Genomic DNA, 16,389 nt, shown 5'->3' with positions numbered 1-16,389 from the left:
TAATCCATTTTTTACAAATCCTATGAGGGGGCTTTTATGAAAAAAATTATCTCCCTTATACTCCTTGTATCCATTTCACAAGGAGCAAGAATCACACAGGACCTTGAGGAAAAGCTTAATTCTTCCTCTCCTCATGAGTATATAAAAGTTAATCTTGTTCTTGAAAAACAACTTAATGGAATGGAAATTGTAAAAAATATGAAGATGTCAAAAAAGGCTATCAGAAATTATGTAAAAAATGCTTTAAAAGAATTTGCAAGGGAAACTCAAGCACCGATACTTGAAAAATTAAAGGAACTTGAAAAAAGAGGTTTGGTAAGAAACATAAAATCCCTTTGGATTGCAAATGTTATAAATTTTGAAGGTAAAAAAGAAGCTATATACGAAATATCTAAACTAAGTGGGATAAGTTCTATTGATTATGATGAAGAAAGATATCTTTTGATTGGTGAAAAAGAGGAAAAATACCAAAAATTTGCAGTTCCTGATGAAACTTCTTACCCATTGAAAACAATTGAATGGAATATTTTAAAAATAAATGCACGAGAGGTATGGGCTCAGGGTTATAGAGGTCAAGGAGTAATCGTTGCTGTTCTTGATACAGGTGTAAGGTATACTCATTTAGACCTTGCAGATCATATATGGATAAACACAGATGAAATTCCAAATAATGGATTGGATGATGATGGAAACGGTTATATAGATGATATAAGAGGATGGGACACAGCGTATGGAGACAACGACCCTTCAGATGGGCACGGGCATGGAACTCATGTAGCAGGAACTGTAGCAGGTGAAGGAATTGCAGGTGATACAACCGGAGTTGCTCCTGAAGCTTTAATTATGTGTGTAAAAGTTTTGACAGATATCGGTGGTGGAACTGAATCAGGTGTTTGGGAAGGAATGCAGTATGCAGCAGATAATGGGGCTGATATTATAACAATGTCACTTGGGTGGCAACATGCATGGAATCCTGACAGAGCAACATGGAGAAATGTTTGTGTAAACATAAACGCAATGGGAGTTGCTATGACCATAGCAGGTGGAAATGAAAGAGGATGGAACACTCCTCCCGATGCTATAAGAACACCTGGTGATGTTCCACCCCCATGGATTCATCCTGACCAAGCTGTTCTTGGAAGCACAGCAGGTGTTATAACTGTTGGAGCAACTGATATAAATGATGTTTACGGCAATTTTTCAAGCCCTGGACCTGTTACATGGGAAAATGTTCCTCCTTATAATGACTGGAATTACCAACCTGAGATGGGACTTATTGATCCTGATGTATCTGCACCAGGTGTATGTATAACATCGCTGAGTAATACAAGTGATAATGGCTATGCAACCTGCTGGGATGGAACTTCAATGGCAACCCCACATGTTGCTGGTCTTGTTGCTCTTATGCTCTCAAAAAATCCAGAATTAACTCCAAGACAAATTGACTCTATTATAGAATTATATGGAGTTATTGACCTTGGAACACCAGGAAAAGATAATGATTATGGTGCAGGAAGAATTGATTGTCTTTTAGCCATAAATGCAACACCTCTACCGGGTGCTCCTCAGAAACCAACTGTTATTAGTCCTTACAACTTTGCAAAATTACCTGATTTAAATCCTGTTTTCAAATTCACTTCAACTGACCCTCAGGGGGATAATATTATTTACAAAATCTACTGGTCAACTGATACAAGTTTTTCTCAAAAGGATAGTGCTTTAACTCCACCAATGCCGAGTGGTCAGTTAGTGCAATTTGCCCTCCCTGTATCCTTAAATCAGGGTGAAACTTACTGGTTCAAGGTAAAAGCAAGGGATACAACTTCTTCAGGATACTGGTCAGGTTTAACTCAAAAAAGATCATTTACAATTGATACAACACTCCCTTTTAATTTCAGTTCATGGTTCCAAACAAAGGGGGCACAATTTAAATACAATACCTTTTTCGGAACAGAAATTGTGGGCGATAGTATACAATTAAAACCCTTTGGTTATATAGAGGACACCTTACTTTTTGAAAATTTTGAGATGGGTATTCCCTCCACCTGGACAGTTTTAGATGGTAATTCAGATGGATTTATGTGGACTGCAGGAACCACAACAAATCTTTCTTCATATACCCCACCCAACTATGGAACTCAATATGCCTATTACTCTGATGATGATGCGGGTAACGGTGTTATAAACTATAATGAAGATATTATTTCACCTAAAATTCCTATTCCTTCCAATGCTTCTAATCTTTTTGTTAAATATGGTTATGGATTTCGTGTCTATCAAACTGGTGAAACATTTGAATTTTATGCAAGATTTTTCTCAGGTGGAACATGGAGTCCATGGTATATTTTTAAAACATACACCTCAAGTGTGAGTGGAGAAGAAATCTTTGACTTTTCAACTTACTTACCAAAAGACTCAATTCAGCTAAGATGGAGATATCATGATGAAAGCTCTTCAAGTCACTGGGGATGGGCATGTGCTATTGATAATGTTACAGTTTATTACAATTATACTTATCAGAATAATGAAGGTTATGTTTTAACTCCTCCTATCAATTTTAATGATTTCCAGAATACTTATCCAAAGAATAACTGGGGTTATGCTGTATGGGAAAAATCCACTCCACAAGATTCTATTGGTATACAGATAGAATATTTCGACGGCACAACCTGGCAACTGATTCCAGATGCTGATTTGCCAGGTAATTCTTCAGGATTTTTTACAAATGCTAAAATAGGAGCTTTATCTCTTGAAGCCCTCAATACAAATGTTTATAATTCATTAAGAGTAAAAGTTTTACTTTACAGGAAATCAACATTTACAAAAGCTCCAAATGAACCTGCCCTTTTATCTTTAGAAATTGGTGCTCCAGCAACAGAAGTAAAAGAAAAGGAAATATCCATTACTCCTTATTTCAAATTCTCACCCCTTATTTTCAGGGAAAAAATAAACTTCAGCTTCATTCTTGAACCCTATAAAAATGCTGAATTAGAAATTTATAACTCTACAGGAAGACTAATAAAAAAGGAAATTTTCAAAGGAGGGAACACTCATAGAACTATAAATTATACCTGGGATGCAAAATCTAAAAACGGGAAAAAACTCGGAACTGGAATATACTTTATTAAATTTACAAAGGGAAATTACAGAAGAACTTTAAAAGCTATCCTCGTAAGATAAAACTTAAAGTTTTTGAATTTTTTAAGTAAAAGGGTCCGAACCCCATTTAAAAATTATTAACCTTTTATATGTATAATTTTATAATTTCTCTTTTAATCTTTTCTTCAAACCTAACAGTTTTACAAATTTTTGTTCCAGGGGAAAATCTTGTTCCTTATCTTCTTCAAAATGGATTGCAGGAAATAAAAAGATATGATAGAAATAAAGGACTACTTGAAGGAGTTTGCGATAAAAAAATTATAGATTTTCTTGAAAAAAATGGAATTGATTATATAACAAAGATTCCTGACCTTGGAGAAGATTTTAAAAATAAGATGCAGAATAAAATAAATTTTGGTCCATACTATACTTATTCAGAAGCAGTTAATGCTCTTAATACAATACACAATAATTTTCCAAATCTTACAACTCCCCCTTTAAATATTGGAACAACATGGGAAAATAGAATAATTTACGCAATGAAAATTTCTGATAATCCAACACAGAATGAAAATGAACCTTCTGTTTTATTAACAGGAGTTCACCATGCAAGAGAACCCATAGGATGCTCAATTGTCCTTGAATTTGCTAAGTATCTTCTTAATAACTATGGAGTTGACCCTGATATAACATGGCTTATTGATAATAGAGAACTATGGATCGTTCCTGTAGTTAATCCTGATGGTTATGTTTATAATGAAACCTACTCCTCCGGTATGTGGAGAAAAAATAGAAGAAATAATGGTGGTGGTATATACGGAGTTGATTTAAACAGAAATTACGGTTATATGTGGGGATATGATAATAACGGTTCTTCACCTTATCCATCTGATGAAACTTATAGGGGACCATATCCTTTCTCAGAACCTGAGACCCAAGCAATAAGAGAATTATGTGATTCAATAAAACCTGTTATAGCATTAAATTATCACTCCTGGTCAAATTTATTACTTTTCCCATGGGGTTATGATACATATTATACACCTGATGATGCACTATTCAGAGCAATGAGTATTGAAATGACAAAAAGAAGTGGTTATGAATATGGAACAGCTTGGGAACTTCTTTATACAGCAAATGGAGATTCTGACGACTGGATGTATGGAGAACAAAATGAAAAACCAAAAATTTTAGCCTTTACTCCTGAGGTAGGTGAAAATTTCTGGCAACCTGATACAAATATAATAAAGGAACAGATAGATGAAAACTTGCCAATGAATATGTTTGTTCTTAAAGCTGCTGGACACTTTATTACAATAGATTCTTTTAAATTTGTTGACCAAAATGGGGAGAGAATTATTAATAGAAAAGACACAATCAATTTAACTTTCTGGTTAAGAAACTGGGGAGTAAATGGAAATCTAACAAATGTAACAGGACTTTTAAAATCAACAGGAACATGTGCAAAAGTAATTGATTCATTAATAAACTTTCCAGATATACCAGCATTTCCCGGAAATTCTGTATCAAACTCTATTCCATTTAAATTGGTGGTTCATGATTCTTTTCCTGACTCTTCTGCTCTACCCCTTAATTTAACCATCCAGGGAAATCCAGGATTTTCAAGAGCATACAATTTTTACATAAGTAACCCCCGAACACCTATAATCCTTTTTTATGATGGTTTTGAAACAGGACTCTCTAACTGGATTCAAGGGGGAACTCCTCAAACATGGCAAAGAACAACAAATAACCCTCATTCAGGTTCTTATTGTCTTACTGATAGTCCTAATGGAAATTATGGAGATAACATAAATACTTGGATAAGAACCGCTTCACCAATTGATCTCAATATTAACGTTGATTCAATTAAACTTATATTCTGGACAAGATATTCTATTGAATCAGGTTGGGATTACGCATACGTTGAAGTTTCAACAAATGGTTCTACATGGAATTCACTAATTTCTTTTACAGGCTCACAAACAACATGGAAAAAAATAGTTCTTGACTTAACACCTTATAAAGGAAATCAAATTTATATAAGGTTCAGATTGTGGAGTGATACTTCTACTAATTATGATGGAATATACATTGATGATGTTTCTTTAATTGCTAAAATACCATATTTTGCTGACTGTCCTCAAATAAGTGTTTATGAAAAAGGCTCTGATATTTTAAGGGAAAGTGTATATCCTGAAGTAAAGACAATAAAGTTTTTCTCAATAAAGGCAAAAATTTCAGACGAATATAAAATAAAAATCTTTGATGTAAATGGAAGAAAAATTAAGGAAGATTTTGTATATCTGAAAAAAGGTGAGGAATACAGATTCAAACCTTCTGTAAAAGGAGTTTACTTCTTTAAAATAGAAACAAAACTATTTAACAAAAAAGGGAAATTTATAGCAGATTAATCATAAGGAACTTTACGGTAATAAATAGTTTCAAAATTTTTATTTTTTAAATTATAAACAAACTCTACCCTAACACCCGAAAAAATAGGGTTTTTCAATCTTAAAAAATAGATAATTATAATTTTATTTTTATCCTCACTAATTCCAGAGAATAAATAATTAAACTTATGATAAAGTGAATCTTCAAGAGAAAGAAGGTTTAGGATTTTTTTAAATATATAGGAATTTTGCTCAATTTTGTTTTTTGCATCTTTTATCATTTCTTCATCATCAACTTTTTTAAAATTTGATTTGAAAGAACCTTCTTTTAAAACAACATTATTAAAATAAGATGTTTTATAACAAGAAGAAAGAAAAAGAAAATAAATTAAAAATCTTTTCATAAATAGATTATAATTAACTTATATGATCTTAAACAAAATCTATGATGTAATTGTAATAGGAGCAGGACCTTCAGGTTCCTTTTCCTCCCTCAAACTCTCTGAAAAAGGAATAAAAACCCTTTTAATTGAAAAGAAAAAAATAATAGGAGAACCGGTTCAATGCGGAGAAGGAATTTCTGAATTTGCCTTTGATGAAAATAAAATAAAAAAAGAAGATTTTTTTATAGATAGAAAGATAAAAGGCTCCAAAACCTTTACCCCAAGTGGATATTACCTGATTTTCCCCATTGAAGGCTACTTAATAAAAAGAAATAAATTCGACCTATACCTTGCAAATTTATCCAAAGAAAAAGGAACTGAAGTTAAAACTAATGAAAAAGTATTGTCTATCAAGAAAATACAAAATTATTTTAAAGTAATTTCTAATAAAAGTGAGTATTATTCAAGGTATATAATTTTGGCGACTGGTTATTATGAGGATATTAAGGGAATTAGTTATCCTCCAATTAAGAAAATAGTTGCTATAGAATACAGGTTTAAAAAGAATAGTTTTGATGATGAGTATCTTTATTTTTATTTTGGAGATGATTTCAAACCATTCTACGGTTGGGTTTTTTTTCATAATGAAGAAACAGGAATAGGGACTGGTTTTTATGGAAAAAATAATAATTTAAAAGGAATTCAAAAACTGATTGAAAAATTTGGATTTAAAAACAGCGAAAAAGTAAAAAGAATAGCAGGCAAAATTCCTTTTTCAAAACCTTTATTTCCAAAGGATTATGAAGGTATATTGAGGGTCGGAGATGCAATAGGAGCAGTCCATCCATACACTGCAGGTGGTATTCACGGTGCACTCACAACTGGAAGAATTGCAGCTGAAATATTAATAGATTGTTTTGAAAAAGAAGGAATTAACGAAATTTATTATAAAAAATTAAAAGAATTACCATTATTCAGGGATTCACTGTGGAATAAACAAAATAAATTATTTTCAAAAAATTCAAAGGAATGGGATGAAATAGGTAAATTAATGCATAAAAGAATTTATTCAAAAACACCCTGGTTGAGAGCAATTTTATATTTATTTCTTAATCCTTTTTCTACATTTAACCTTTTATTTTTTTTAAATTTGCAAAAAGAGTTTAAGTTTTCAGAAAATTATTCCTATTAAAAAGGAGGTAAAAATGTTATATATTTTATTTTTTTATATTTTCAAAAGCACCTATTTTTCTGATTCTCTTTATGAAAAAGGAAGAAATATAATTATAGAAAATATTAAAGGAACATATCTTGAGAATTACAATGATAGTTTTGAAATATTTTTTGAAAAAGAATCAAAAAGTGACAATGAGTTCTGGGTTGAAGGAATTATTTATATAAAAAGACACGAGATTAAATTATCAAGAAATATCTCTGGATATTCAAATAATGGAATAAATGAAGCACTTAAAGATTTCTGTGAAAATGTTTTAATATTTTTAAGGTCAATTTTTTACGAACCCCCTGAGGTGGAGGAAGTTAAAGGTAATAAAGTGATATTAAAAAATGGATTTTTAAAAGGAATAAAGGAAGATGATACATTCATATATGGGGACTTTTTATCTCCATCCGGATATATAAAAATAGAAAAGGTTTATGAAGATATATCCTTAGGTAAAATTTTGATTAAAAAAAGAACTCCTGTAAAAGGTGAAAAGTTAAGGAAAATAAAGGGAGTATCTTTTTTTTATAATTTATCTTTATCCTTATACCTTCTAACTTTAAAAACATTAAAAGGGGATTTTGGAATGGAAGAGAATATAAAAGACGGTCTTATATTCCTTTCAGGTTTTGGATTCAGGTTTAAAATACATGCTCCTTTTTCATCTTTTTATTTCAATCCTGGCATATTTTTCTCTACATCAAAAAATCTTGATGCTCAAAAACTTTCACTTGAAGGAAATTACCTTTTAAACAATTTCTTAAGAACAGGCATTTCCTTTGATATATTCCTTGTATGGCAAAGAGAAAGATACGGAAAAGAAGTTAGAGCAATAGATTACCTTTTATCCCCCTTTTTAAAAGTTGAAAAGGACCTAAATAACATAAATCTATCAATAAAAACAGAATATTCTCTTGGAAGGATTTTAAGAAACTTTTCATTTGAAAAAATTGGAGGAGATACAATTGTTCCCAACAATGACCTCATTTACAAAGCAATTGACCCGAAAAGTTTCAATATTGAATTTCTCATTGGATTTAATTTAAAAAAACCATAAGGAGGAAATATGCTAAAAGAAGGACTAAACAAAATACTCTGGGCTCAAAAAAATATGCCTGTTCTTTTATCAATAAAAGAAAAATTTAAAAAAGATAAAATACTTAAAGATATTAAAATTTCTGCTTGTCTCCATGTAACTTCTGAAACAGCAAATCTGGTGATTACCTTAAAAGAAGCAGGGGCAGAGGTTGCCTTATGTGCTTCAAATCCTCTTTCAACCAAAGACGATGTCGCTCATGCCTTAAGAGAAGAATACGGAATTAAAGTTTTTGCAAAATATGGAGCGACAAAGGAAGAATATTATGAGCATATTGAAAAAGCATTATCAATTGAGCCTGATATAACTCTTGATGATGGTGCAGATTTAACTTCTTTTTTGCATCAAAATTTTGAAAAATTTGGTAAAAATATAAAGGGTGGAACAGAAGAAACTACTACGGGAGTTATAAGGTTAAAAAGTATGGAAAAAAACAAGGTGCTTAAATACCCAATAATAGCAGTAAATGATTCAAGAACTAAATATTTATTTGATAATAGATACGGAACAGGTCAGAGCACAATAGATGGCATTTTAAGGGCAACAAATATTTTGCTTGCTGGCAAAAATTTTGTTGTTTGCGGATACGGATGGTGTGGAAGAGGTGTTGCAATGAGAGCAAGGGGAATGGGAGCTAAAGTTATTGTTACAGAAATTGATCCAATAAAAGCCCTTGAAGCAAAAATGGATGGTTTTGATGTAATGAAAATAGAAAAAGCAAGTTTAATAGGTGATATATTTGTTACTGTAACTGGAAATAAAAATGTTATTGATATCCCTCATATAAAGAATATGAAAAATGGAGCAATTTTAGCAAATTCAGGGCATTTTAATGTGGAAATAAATGTTGAAGGTCTTAAAAAAATTGCAAAAAAAATTGAAAAGATCAGAGAAAATGTAGAAAAATACACCCTTGAAGATGGAAAAGAAATCTTTTTATTGAGTGAAGGTCGCCTTGTTAATCTTGCAGCAGCAGAAGGTCATCCACCTGATGTTATGGATATGAGCTTTTCCAACCAGGCTCTTGCCTGTGAATATATAGTAAAAAACTACAAAAAACTTGAGAAAAAAGTTTATACTCTGCCTCTTGAAATTGATAGAGAAATAGCAAGATTAAAATTAGAAAGCATGGGAGCAGAAATAGATGAGTTAACAGAAGAACAAAAAAAATACCTTGAATCCTGGGAAGAAGGAACATAATATATAAAAAGGGGTTCTAATCCCCTAAATATTTTAAGGAGAGTATCATGGAAAATAAAAAAATGTTGCTTTTAGAGCCTATAGTTACAGAAAATGCTTTAAGAGTTCTTGAAAAAAGATATCTTTTAAGAAATGAAAAGGGTGAAGTAATAGAAACTCCAAAAGAAATGTATGAGAGAGTGGCAAGAGCCATAGCCGAAGTTGATAAGGAATACCCTGTTTTTAGAGAAAAAGTCTCTGAAACTGAAGAAAAATTTTATTATATTATGTCACAAGGATATTTTTTACCAAACTCCCCTACCCTTATGAATGCAGGAACAAAAATGGGTCAACTTTCAGCCTGTTTTGTTTTGCCAGTTAATGACTCAATGGAAGGAATTTTTGAAACTTTAAAACACGCTGCAATAATACACAAAACAGGGGGAGGAACAGGTTTTTCCTTTTCAAGATTAAGACCTAAAGGAGATGTTGTAAGAACAACAGGACAGATTGCTTCAGGTCCTGTTTCCTTTATGAAAGTTTTTGATGCAGCCACCGAAGCTGTAAAACAGGGTGGAAGAAGGAGAGGAGCAAATATGGGAATTCTAAGAGTAGACCATCCTGATATAGAGGAATTTATAACCTGTAAGGATGATGTAACAAAAATAACCAACTTTAACATTTCCGTTGCTGTGACTGACGAGTTTATGGAAGCGCTTAAAAGAGGAGAGCAAGAATTTCCTTTAATAAATCCAAGAAATGGTGAAGTAATAAAAAAGGTGAATCCAAGAGAGTTATGGAAAAAACTTGTATATCAGGCATGGAAAAATGGAGAACCTGGTGTAATATTTATTGATAGAATTAACAAAACTCATACTTTAAAAGGAATGGGAGAAATTGAAGCTACAAACCCCTGTGGCGAAAAACCTCTATTGCCTTATGAATCCTGTAATCTTGGTTCTATAAATGTGGTTAAATTTTTTAAAGGAACACCATGGTATCTCGAACACAGAAGAACAGCAAAATGGGAAGAAGTAAAGGATAGAATTGATTGGGAGAAATTTAGAGAAATAATCTACCTTTCAGTTCATTTTCTTGACAATGTCATTGATGCAAATATGTATCCTTTACCTGAAATTGAAAGAATAACAAAGTTAACAAGGAAAATAGGACTCGGTGTTATGGGATTTGCTGACCTTCTTTACTTACTTGGTATCCCTTATTCTTCAGAAGATGCTTTAAAAGCAGGAGAGGAAATAATGAAATTTATTCAGGAAAATGCTCACTATTATTCAAATGAAATTGGAAAAATTAAAGGACCTTTCCCTGCTATTGATAAGAGTATATTTAAAGGTTCAACAAGAAGAAATTCTGTGGTAACAACAATTGCACCTACAGGCACCATATCAATGATTGCTGATACATCAGCTGGAATTGAGCCTAACTTTTCTCTTGTTTATGTTAAAAATGTTATGGGTGGAGAAAGACTTTTATATATAAACAAATATTTCAGACAAGCTGCAGAGGAACTTGGATTTTACTCAGAAGAACTTATGGAAGCACTATCTAAAATGCCAACAATAAGAAAAATTGATGAAATTCCCGAACATATAAGAAAAATTTTTGAGGTTACATTTGATATAACAACCGAACAACATGTGAGAATTCAGGCAGCATTTCAAAAATATGTTGAAGACGCAGTTTCTAAAACTATAAACCTTCCAGAAGAAGCTGAGCCCAATGATGTAGAAAAAGCATACCTTTTAGCCTATGAACTTGGATGTAAGGGAATAACAGTTTATAGACATGGTTCAAGACCAGGACAGGTTTATGATACAGCTAAAAAAGAGGAAGAAAAAAGAATTAAAAAATTAAAACCAAGACCAAGACCCAAAGTTGTTTCAGGAAAAACATATAAAATTAAATCCGAACTTGGAACTGTTTATATTACAATAAATGAAGATGAACTTGGACCACATGAAGTTTTTATTCAACTGGGAAAAAGTGGAAGTTCTGCAAATGCCTTAACAGAAGCAATTGGAAGGTTAATATCACTTGCTTTAAGGTCAGGAATTGACCCAATGGAAATTGTTGACCAGTTAAAAGGCATAAGATCAATGCCAACATGGGATGACGGGGAAATTATATTATCCTGTCCTGATGGAATTGGAAAGGTTCTTGAAAAACATTTAAAAGGAGAACAACTGGGTATTTTCCCGGAGGAGAAAAAACATAAAAGAATTATACAGGAAAATCATACTTCCTCAGGTGAAATATGTCCGGAATGTGGTGGAGTTATGGTTTTTGCTGAGGATTGTCTCACATGTCCTCATTGTGGATTTTCAAAATGCTCATAAAAAAGACAAATTATCTTAAAATTATATATGGAAAAATTTCCCTTTTTAATAGCAAATGAGAATTATATAAAAGAAGGTAAAACGACTGATATTTATTTTTTAAGAACAAAAAATATACTTCAAAAAAGAAATATAAAAAAGAAAGTTTTTGCTGAATTTACTGCTTCATCCCCTCCTTATCCTTTATTTGCCTTTGCAGGAATAAGAGAAGTTGTTAAATTACTTGAAGGTAAAAATATAAACCTCTGGGGAATAAAAGAAGGGGAAATTATACCCTCTTCTGATATAAACGGAGTTTTAATTCCTGTAATGGCTATTGAAGGTGAATACACAGAATTCTGTGAATATGAAACTCCTCTCCTTGGATTTATATGTCATGCTTCGGGTATAATGACAAAAGCAATAAGAATAAGAAAAGCAGCAGGTGATAAAATTTTACTTTCCTTTGGAATAAGAAGAATGCATCCTGCCCTTGCTCCTTTTATTGATTTTTATGCATTTATGGGAGGTTGTGATGGTGTATCTTCCATTGCAGGTGCAGAAGCAATTGGAGAAAATCCAAGAGGAACTATGCCCCACTCTCTCATAATATTAATGGGGGAAGAAGAAGCCTGGAAAGCTTTCGATGAGGAAATGCCACAAAATGTACCAAGAATTGCCTTAATTGATACTTACGGAGATGAAAAGGTCCAAGCCATAAAAGCAGCAGAGACTATAAAGGATCTCTCGGGTGTGAGGCTTGATACCCCGGCTTCAAGAAGGGGTAATTTGATAAAAATAATAAAGGAAATTAAATGGGAACTCAAAATAAGGGAAAAAGAAAATATTAAAATATTTATTTCTGGTGGTCTTGATGAATTTGAAGTTAAAAAACTTTCTGAAGCAGGAGCAGATGGATTTGGAGTAGGAACATCTCTATCAAATGCAAAAGTTATTGATTATGCGATGGATATTGTTGAAGTAGAAAATAAACCCTGCGCAAAAAAAGGAAAATTTGGTGGAAAGAAAAAACCTTTTATTTGCAGAAATGATAAAGAAATAATTGTGGATCTCTTTAATAAAGATGAGTTAATTTGTCCCAAATGTAAAAGGAAGATGGAACCTCTTTTCATCCAGTATATTAAAGAAGGTAAAATTGTTTATGAATTTGAAAATGTGAAGGAGGTAAGAAAAAAGATAATTGAAAATTTACAAAATTTCTCTTTTGAAGAGCTCGGTTTTTAAATATCCACGATACACTTTAGAATAAAAAATTATTTTTAAAATTCGTATATTATTCTTATAAGTATTTTAACCATATCATCTGTTACCTGAGCTTCATTATGGAAAGAAGTGTATAAAACTTTACCCTGGTTATAAGAAAAATAAACCATTATTGGAACATTGTAAAGCTTTTCATTCCAGGTTCTAACAGAATCAGCTGTTATCCATGTCTCGGAACCTAAACTTTGATTAATAGCACTAATAACAGCCCAACCTAATGAAAAATTTATATTTGCTTTATCCTTACCTAAATGAATTCTAATTTCCTCATCATTTATAAATGAAGTGGTTACCGTAGAAAAACCTTGTCTTGCAGAACCGGCAATAGAATCATTTCTATAAAAATCTATATACTGAGGAAAACAAGCTTCAACAACAGTGTAAGCAAAATCTGAACAATAAAGTGAATGTCCATTTGAAATCCATGATTTCATATTGTCTCTCATTCCTGCGTTAGTATAAAAATCATCTTCATCCTCTGCTCCACAGTTTATAAAAACCACATTAAAATCATTCAAATATGGAGAATTAAGAAATTGTGAAATATTATTAAAAAGAACATAAGCACCTGTATCAGGAACTGTTACATTTCTGAAACCTATAGTATCAAGTATCTCTTCAATTCTATCATAGGAACCTCTAACAACAGCTATTTTTAAGTGAGAACCAAGTTTCAATGGATTCTGTCTCGTGCTTATTGCTACATTTTTGCCATCCTCTATATTAACTTGTTTCTCTATTTTCACTGAACCTATTGTTATAACAACTGTTTTTTGACCAGCTGGTATACCATCTATTTTGAAATATCCCTCAGAATTTGAATAGGTTTTTTTATCTGAGTTTTCCTTTATATAAACAAGAACCCCGCCAAGGGGAAAAAGACCATTTTTTGTAGCAATATAACCTTCAATAGAACCTCTTGTAATAAGTCCGTTTATTACCTTCTTTTTACAGCTAAAAAGAATGACAAAAGAAAATACTACAGATATTACTAAAAAGAACCTCATAAGAAAAATCTTTTTTAAAATAAGGAATTGAACCTCAAAAATTATATTTTAATTATATAATCAAATTCCATCAACTTTAATTTTCTTATCCTTTTTACTTGCAAAGGCAACAGGCATATTTTCTGTATTCATAAAATAACCAAACTCACAATCCCTTGTTATAGCAATAACACCTGCTCTTCCACCAGTATTTTTTTCAAGAATTTCAATACCCTTTATACAGGCTTCTTTGACATTAATACCTTCTTCCACTCTATCACAAACAAATTTTGAAAGAACAACTCTCATTATTGCTTCACCAATTCCGGTTGCAGAAACAGCACATAAAGAATTAGCATAAGTTCCGCATCCTGGACAGGGAGTATCTCCAACCCTTCCCTCCATTTTAAAAAAAATACCTCCTGTTGAAGTCCCTGAAACAATATTACCTCTGCTATCAACAGCACAAGCACCGACAGTATCACCCACAAGAATCTCATACTTATCCTTAGCCCATTTTAAAATATCCGTCATTTCCTTTCTTAAAAAACTTTTTTTATTTTTTAAAAATTTAAAGTAAAAATCTAACCTTTCTTTACTGACTAAATTTGTCTTTTTAAAACCTTCAAGTAAGGCAAACTCTTCTGCTCCTTTGCCAATAAGCAAAAGATGCGGTGTTTTTTCCATAACTCTTCTTGCAATAAGAATAGGGTTTTTAAATCCAGTTATCCCTGCAACTGCTCCGAATTTTAAGGTATTTCCAACCATTATTGACGCATCCAGTTCCACTGTTCCCCTTATTGTTAAAACTGAACCAAACCCAGCATTAAAATAAGGATTATCCTCCATTTCTGAAACAGCAGCACATACTGCATCAATTGCGGAACCACCTTTTTCTAAAATACTGAATCCCTTTTCACAGGCTTTTTTTACTCCCTTTATAGCTTCCTTTTTGTTTCTGTGTTTTCCAGCCCCTCCATGAACAATAATACCATAATTTTCCATATATTTTTCCCTCCTTTTTGAATAGAATTGAAAATTATAGGAAAATTTATAAATGAAAAACTATTTAGAAACAATTAATAATAAGGAAATTAAAGAAAAAATTGAAAAATTTGTAAAAATTTTAAAAGAAGTTAATAAAAGAATAAACCTTATAAGCAAAAGAGATATAGAAAAAATATATGAAAAACATATTACAGAATCACTTTTTTATTTAGAAATTTTAAAAGGAAAAAAAATTGTTGATATTGGTTCTGGAGCAGGTTTTCCAGGTATAGTCCTTGCTATTGTAAAAAAAGATTTTGAACTTTACTTAATTGAAAGAAACCAAAAAAAATCAGAATTTTTAAGAAAAGTTAAAAGAGAACTTAATCTTTTAAATGTAAAAATCTATAACTGTGATTTGAAAGATTTTGAGGAAAAAAATGAATTTGAATTTGTATCAAGAGGAGCAGGTTATATAGAGTTACTCAAGATTTTAAGAGAAAAAAATTTAAAAGGTTACTTTTATCCAGTTTTACCTGAAAGGGAAGAAAAATTTGAATATAAAACTTTCATAAATAAATGGACAGGAAAAAAAATAAAAATAGGAATTATTAGGATTTAATCAAAAAATTTCAACGACAAAACAAAAACTACCTTCCCCATTATATGGGTTTCCTCATCTGGTTTTAAAATTCCATACTTTTTGTTTTCAGAAACAAGAAAAAAATCATTTTCTCTTTTTACTAATCTCTTCAAAACATAATCTGCTGAACCAATTCTCACAAGTACAATATCTCCTGGAGTATATTCACCCCTTTCAATTACAACAAAATCACCCTCATTTATCAAAGGCTCCATACTATCAGAACTTACTTGAAGAACAAAAAATTTTTCTTTATTTTTCAATATTCTTTTTTTTATACGCTCAGGTAAAATAGACAAAGGAAACTCAATTTCTTTCATCTTTTCTGCTGAATCAAAATAAATTTCTTTTTTACCAGCACCCACCTTACCCATTAAAGGCAAATTTAAAAACTTTTCCTCCTCTAAAAAATAAGAAATACTTATTCCAAATATATCCGAAAGCTTCTTTAAATCAGAAAAAGAGGGCTTCCTTTCTCCCCTCTCCCACCTTGAAACTGTAAGCAACTTATAACCAAGCAAAGAAGCAAACTCCTTCTGCGTCAAACCTTTATTTTCCCTCAATTCCCTTATTTTTTTCCCAATAATATCCATTTTTAATTATACAATAAAAATTTAAATTTATCCAATTCGGATTAATTTGAATTATTTATCCAATTTGGATTAAAATTAAAATATGGAAAGAGTAAAAGTTATTTATACTGGTTTTCCTTCGCCTGCAAGGGATTATGAAGAAAAGCCTCTTGATTTAAATAAATTTATAGTTTCAAATCCCTTTTCTA

At 31.4% G+C, this 16,389-nt stretch carries 12 protein-coding genes; 8 read left to right on the top strand and 4 right to left on the bottom strand.

The window, feature by feature from the left end; translation table 11 throughout:
* Positions 1–36 precede the first annotated feature (36 nt).
* Entirely contained in the window at positions 37–3,180 is a 3,144-nt protein-coding gene (locus tag ABIN73_08390) for a S8 family serine peptidase (protein MEO0269740.1), read from the top strand.
* A 68-nt stretch (positions 3,181–3,248) separates the two neighbouring features.
* A complete protein-coding gene (locus ABIN73_08385; protein ID MEO0269739.1) occupies positions 3,249–5,513 on the top strand; it encodes a M14 family zinc carboxypeptidase in 2,265 nt (754 codons plus the stop codon).
* On the opposite strand, the gene ABIN73_08380 is transcribed toward ABIN73_08385, so the two are convergent.
* Complete coding sequence (locus ABIN73_08380) at positions 5,510–5,896, bottom strand: hypothetical protein (protein MEO0269738.1); 387 nt, start codon at positions 5,894–5,896, stop codon at positions 5,510–5,512. The genes ABIN73_08385 and ABIN73_08380 overlap by 4 nt on opposite strands.
* 22 nt (positions 5,897–5,918) lie before the next feature.
* Here ABIN73_08380 and ABIN73_08375 point away from each other — a divergent pair, with 22 nt between their 5' ends.
* The 5 genes from ABIN73_08375 to ABIN73_08355 are packed head-to-tail and all read left to right on the top strand — an operon-like array spanning position 5,919 to position 12,953.
* Positions 5,919–7,067 (top strand): NAD(P)/FAD-dependent oxidoreductase, encoded by a 1,149-nt coding sequence (locus ABIN73_08375; GenBank protein ID MEO0269737.1) that lies wholly within the window; start codon positions 5,919–5,921, stop codon positions 7,065–7,067.
* Between the two features lie 13 nt (positions 7,068–7,080).
* Positions 7,081–8,154 carry a hypothetical protein gene (locus ABIN73_08370; protein MEO0269736.1) on the top strand — a complete coding sequence of 358 codons (1,074 nt, stop codon included), beginning with the start codon at positions 7,081–7,083 and terminating at the stop codon, positions 8,152–8,154.
* Positions 8,155–8,163: 9 nt separating this feature from the next.
* Positions 8,164–9,393: an adenosylhomocysteinase gene (gene ahcY, locus ABIN73_08365; protein ID MEO0269735.1), complete on the top strand. Its 1,230-nt coding sequence runs from the start codon at positions 8,164–8,166 to the stop codon at positions 9,391–9,393.
* Between the two features lie 47 nt (positions 9,394–9,440).
* Positions 9,441–11,729, top strand: coding sequence for a vitamin B12-dependent ribonucleotide reductase (locus tag ABIN73_08360; protein MEO0269734.1), 2,289 nt, complete (start codon positions 9,441–9,443; stop codon positions 11,727–11,729).
* Between the two features lie 27 nt (positions 11,730–11,756).
* Positions 11,757–12,953, top strand: a complete 1,197-nt coding sequence (locus tag ABIN73_08355) for a nicotinate phosphoribosyltransferase (protein ID MEO0269733.1) — start codon at positions 11,757–11,759, stop codon at positions 12,951–12,953.
* 35 nt (positions 12,954–12,988) lie between these two features.
* On the opposite strand, the gene ABIN73_08350 is transcribed toward ABIN73_08355, so the two are convergent.
* Positions 12,989–13,999 (bottom strand): carboxypeptidase-like regulatory domain-containing protein, encoded by a 1,011-nt coding sequence (locus ABIN73_08350; protein MEO0269732.1) that lies wholly within the window; start codon positions 13,997–13,999, stop codon positions 12,989–12,991.
* Positions 14,000–14,059: 60 nt separating this feature from the next.
* Positions 14,060–14,983, bottom strand: a complete 924-nt coding sequence (locus ABIN73_08345) for an isoaspartyl peptidase/L-asparaginase family protein (protein MEO0269731.1) — start codon at positions 14,981–14,983, stop codon at positions 14,060–14,062.
* 52 nt (positions 14,984–15,035) lie between these two features.
* On the opposite strand from ABIN73_08345, the gene rsmG reads away from it, so the two are divergent.
* Positions 15,036–15,587 carry a 16S rRNA (guanine(527)-N(7))-methyltransferase RsmG gene (gene rsmG, locus ABIN73_08340; protein ID MEO0269730.1) on the top strand — a complete coding sequence of 184 codons (552 nt, stop codon included), beginning with the start codon at positions 15,036–15,038 and terminating at the stop codon, positions 15,585–15,587.
* On the opposite strand, the gene ABIN73_08335 is transcribed toward rsmG, so the two are convergent.
* Positions 15,584–16,201 (bottom strand): XRE family transcriptional regulator, encoded by a 618-nt coding sequence (locus ABIN73_08335; GenBank protein ID MEO0269729.1) that lies wholly within the window; start codon positions 16,199–16,201, stop codon positions 15,584–15,586. The genes rsmG and ABIN73_08335 overlap by 4 nt on opposite strands.
* Positions 16,202–16,389 lie beyond the last annotated feature (188 nt).

This window comes from candidate division WOR-3 bacterium, assembly GCA_039804025.1.
In the GTDB taxonomy this organism is placed as follows: Bacteria; Hydrothermota; Hydrothermia; order Hydrothermales; family JAJRUZ01; genus JBCNVI01.
Note: the sequence above shows the minus strand (reverse complement) of the source record. Positions and strands in the feature narration are given on the sequence as shown.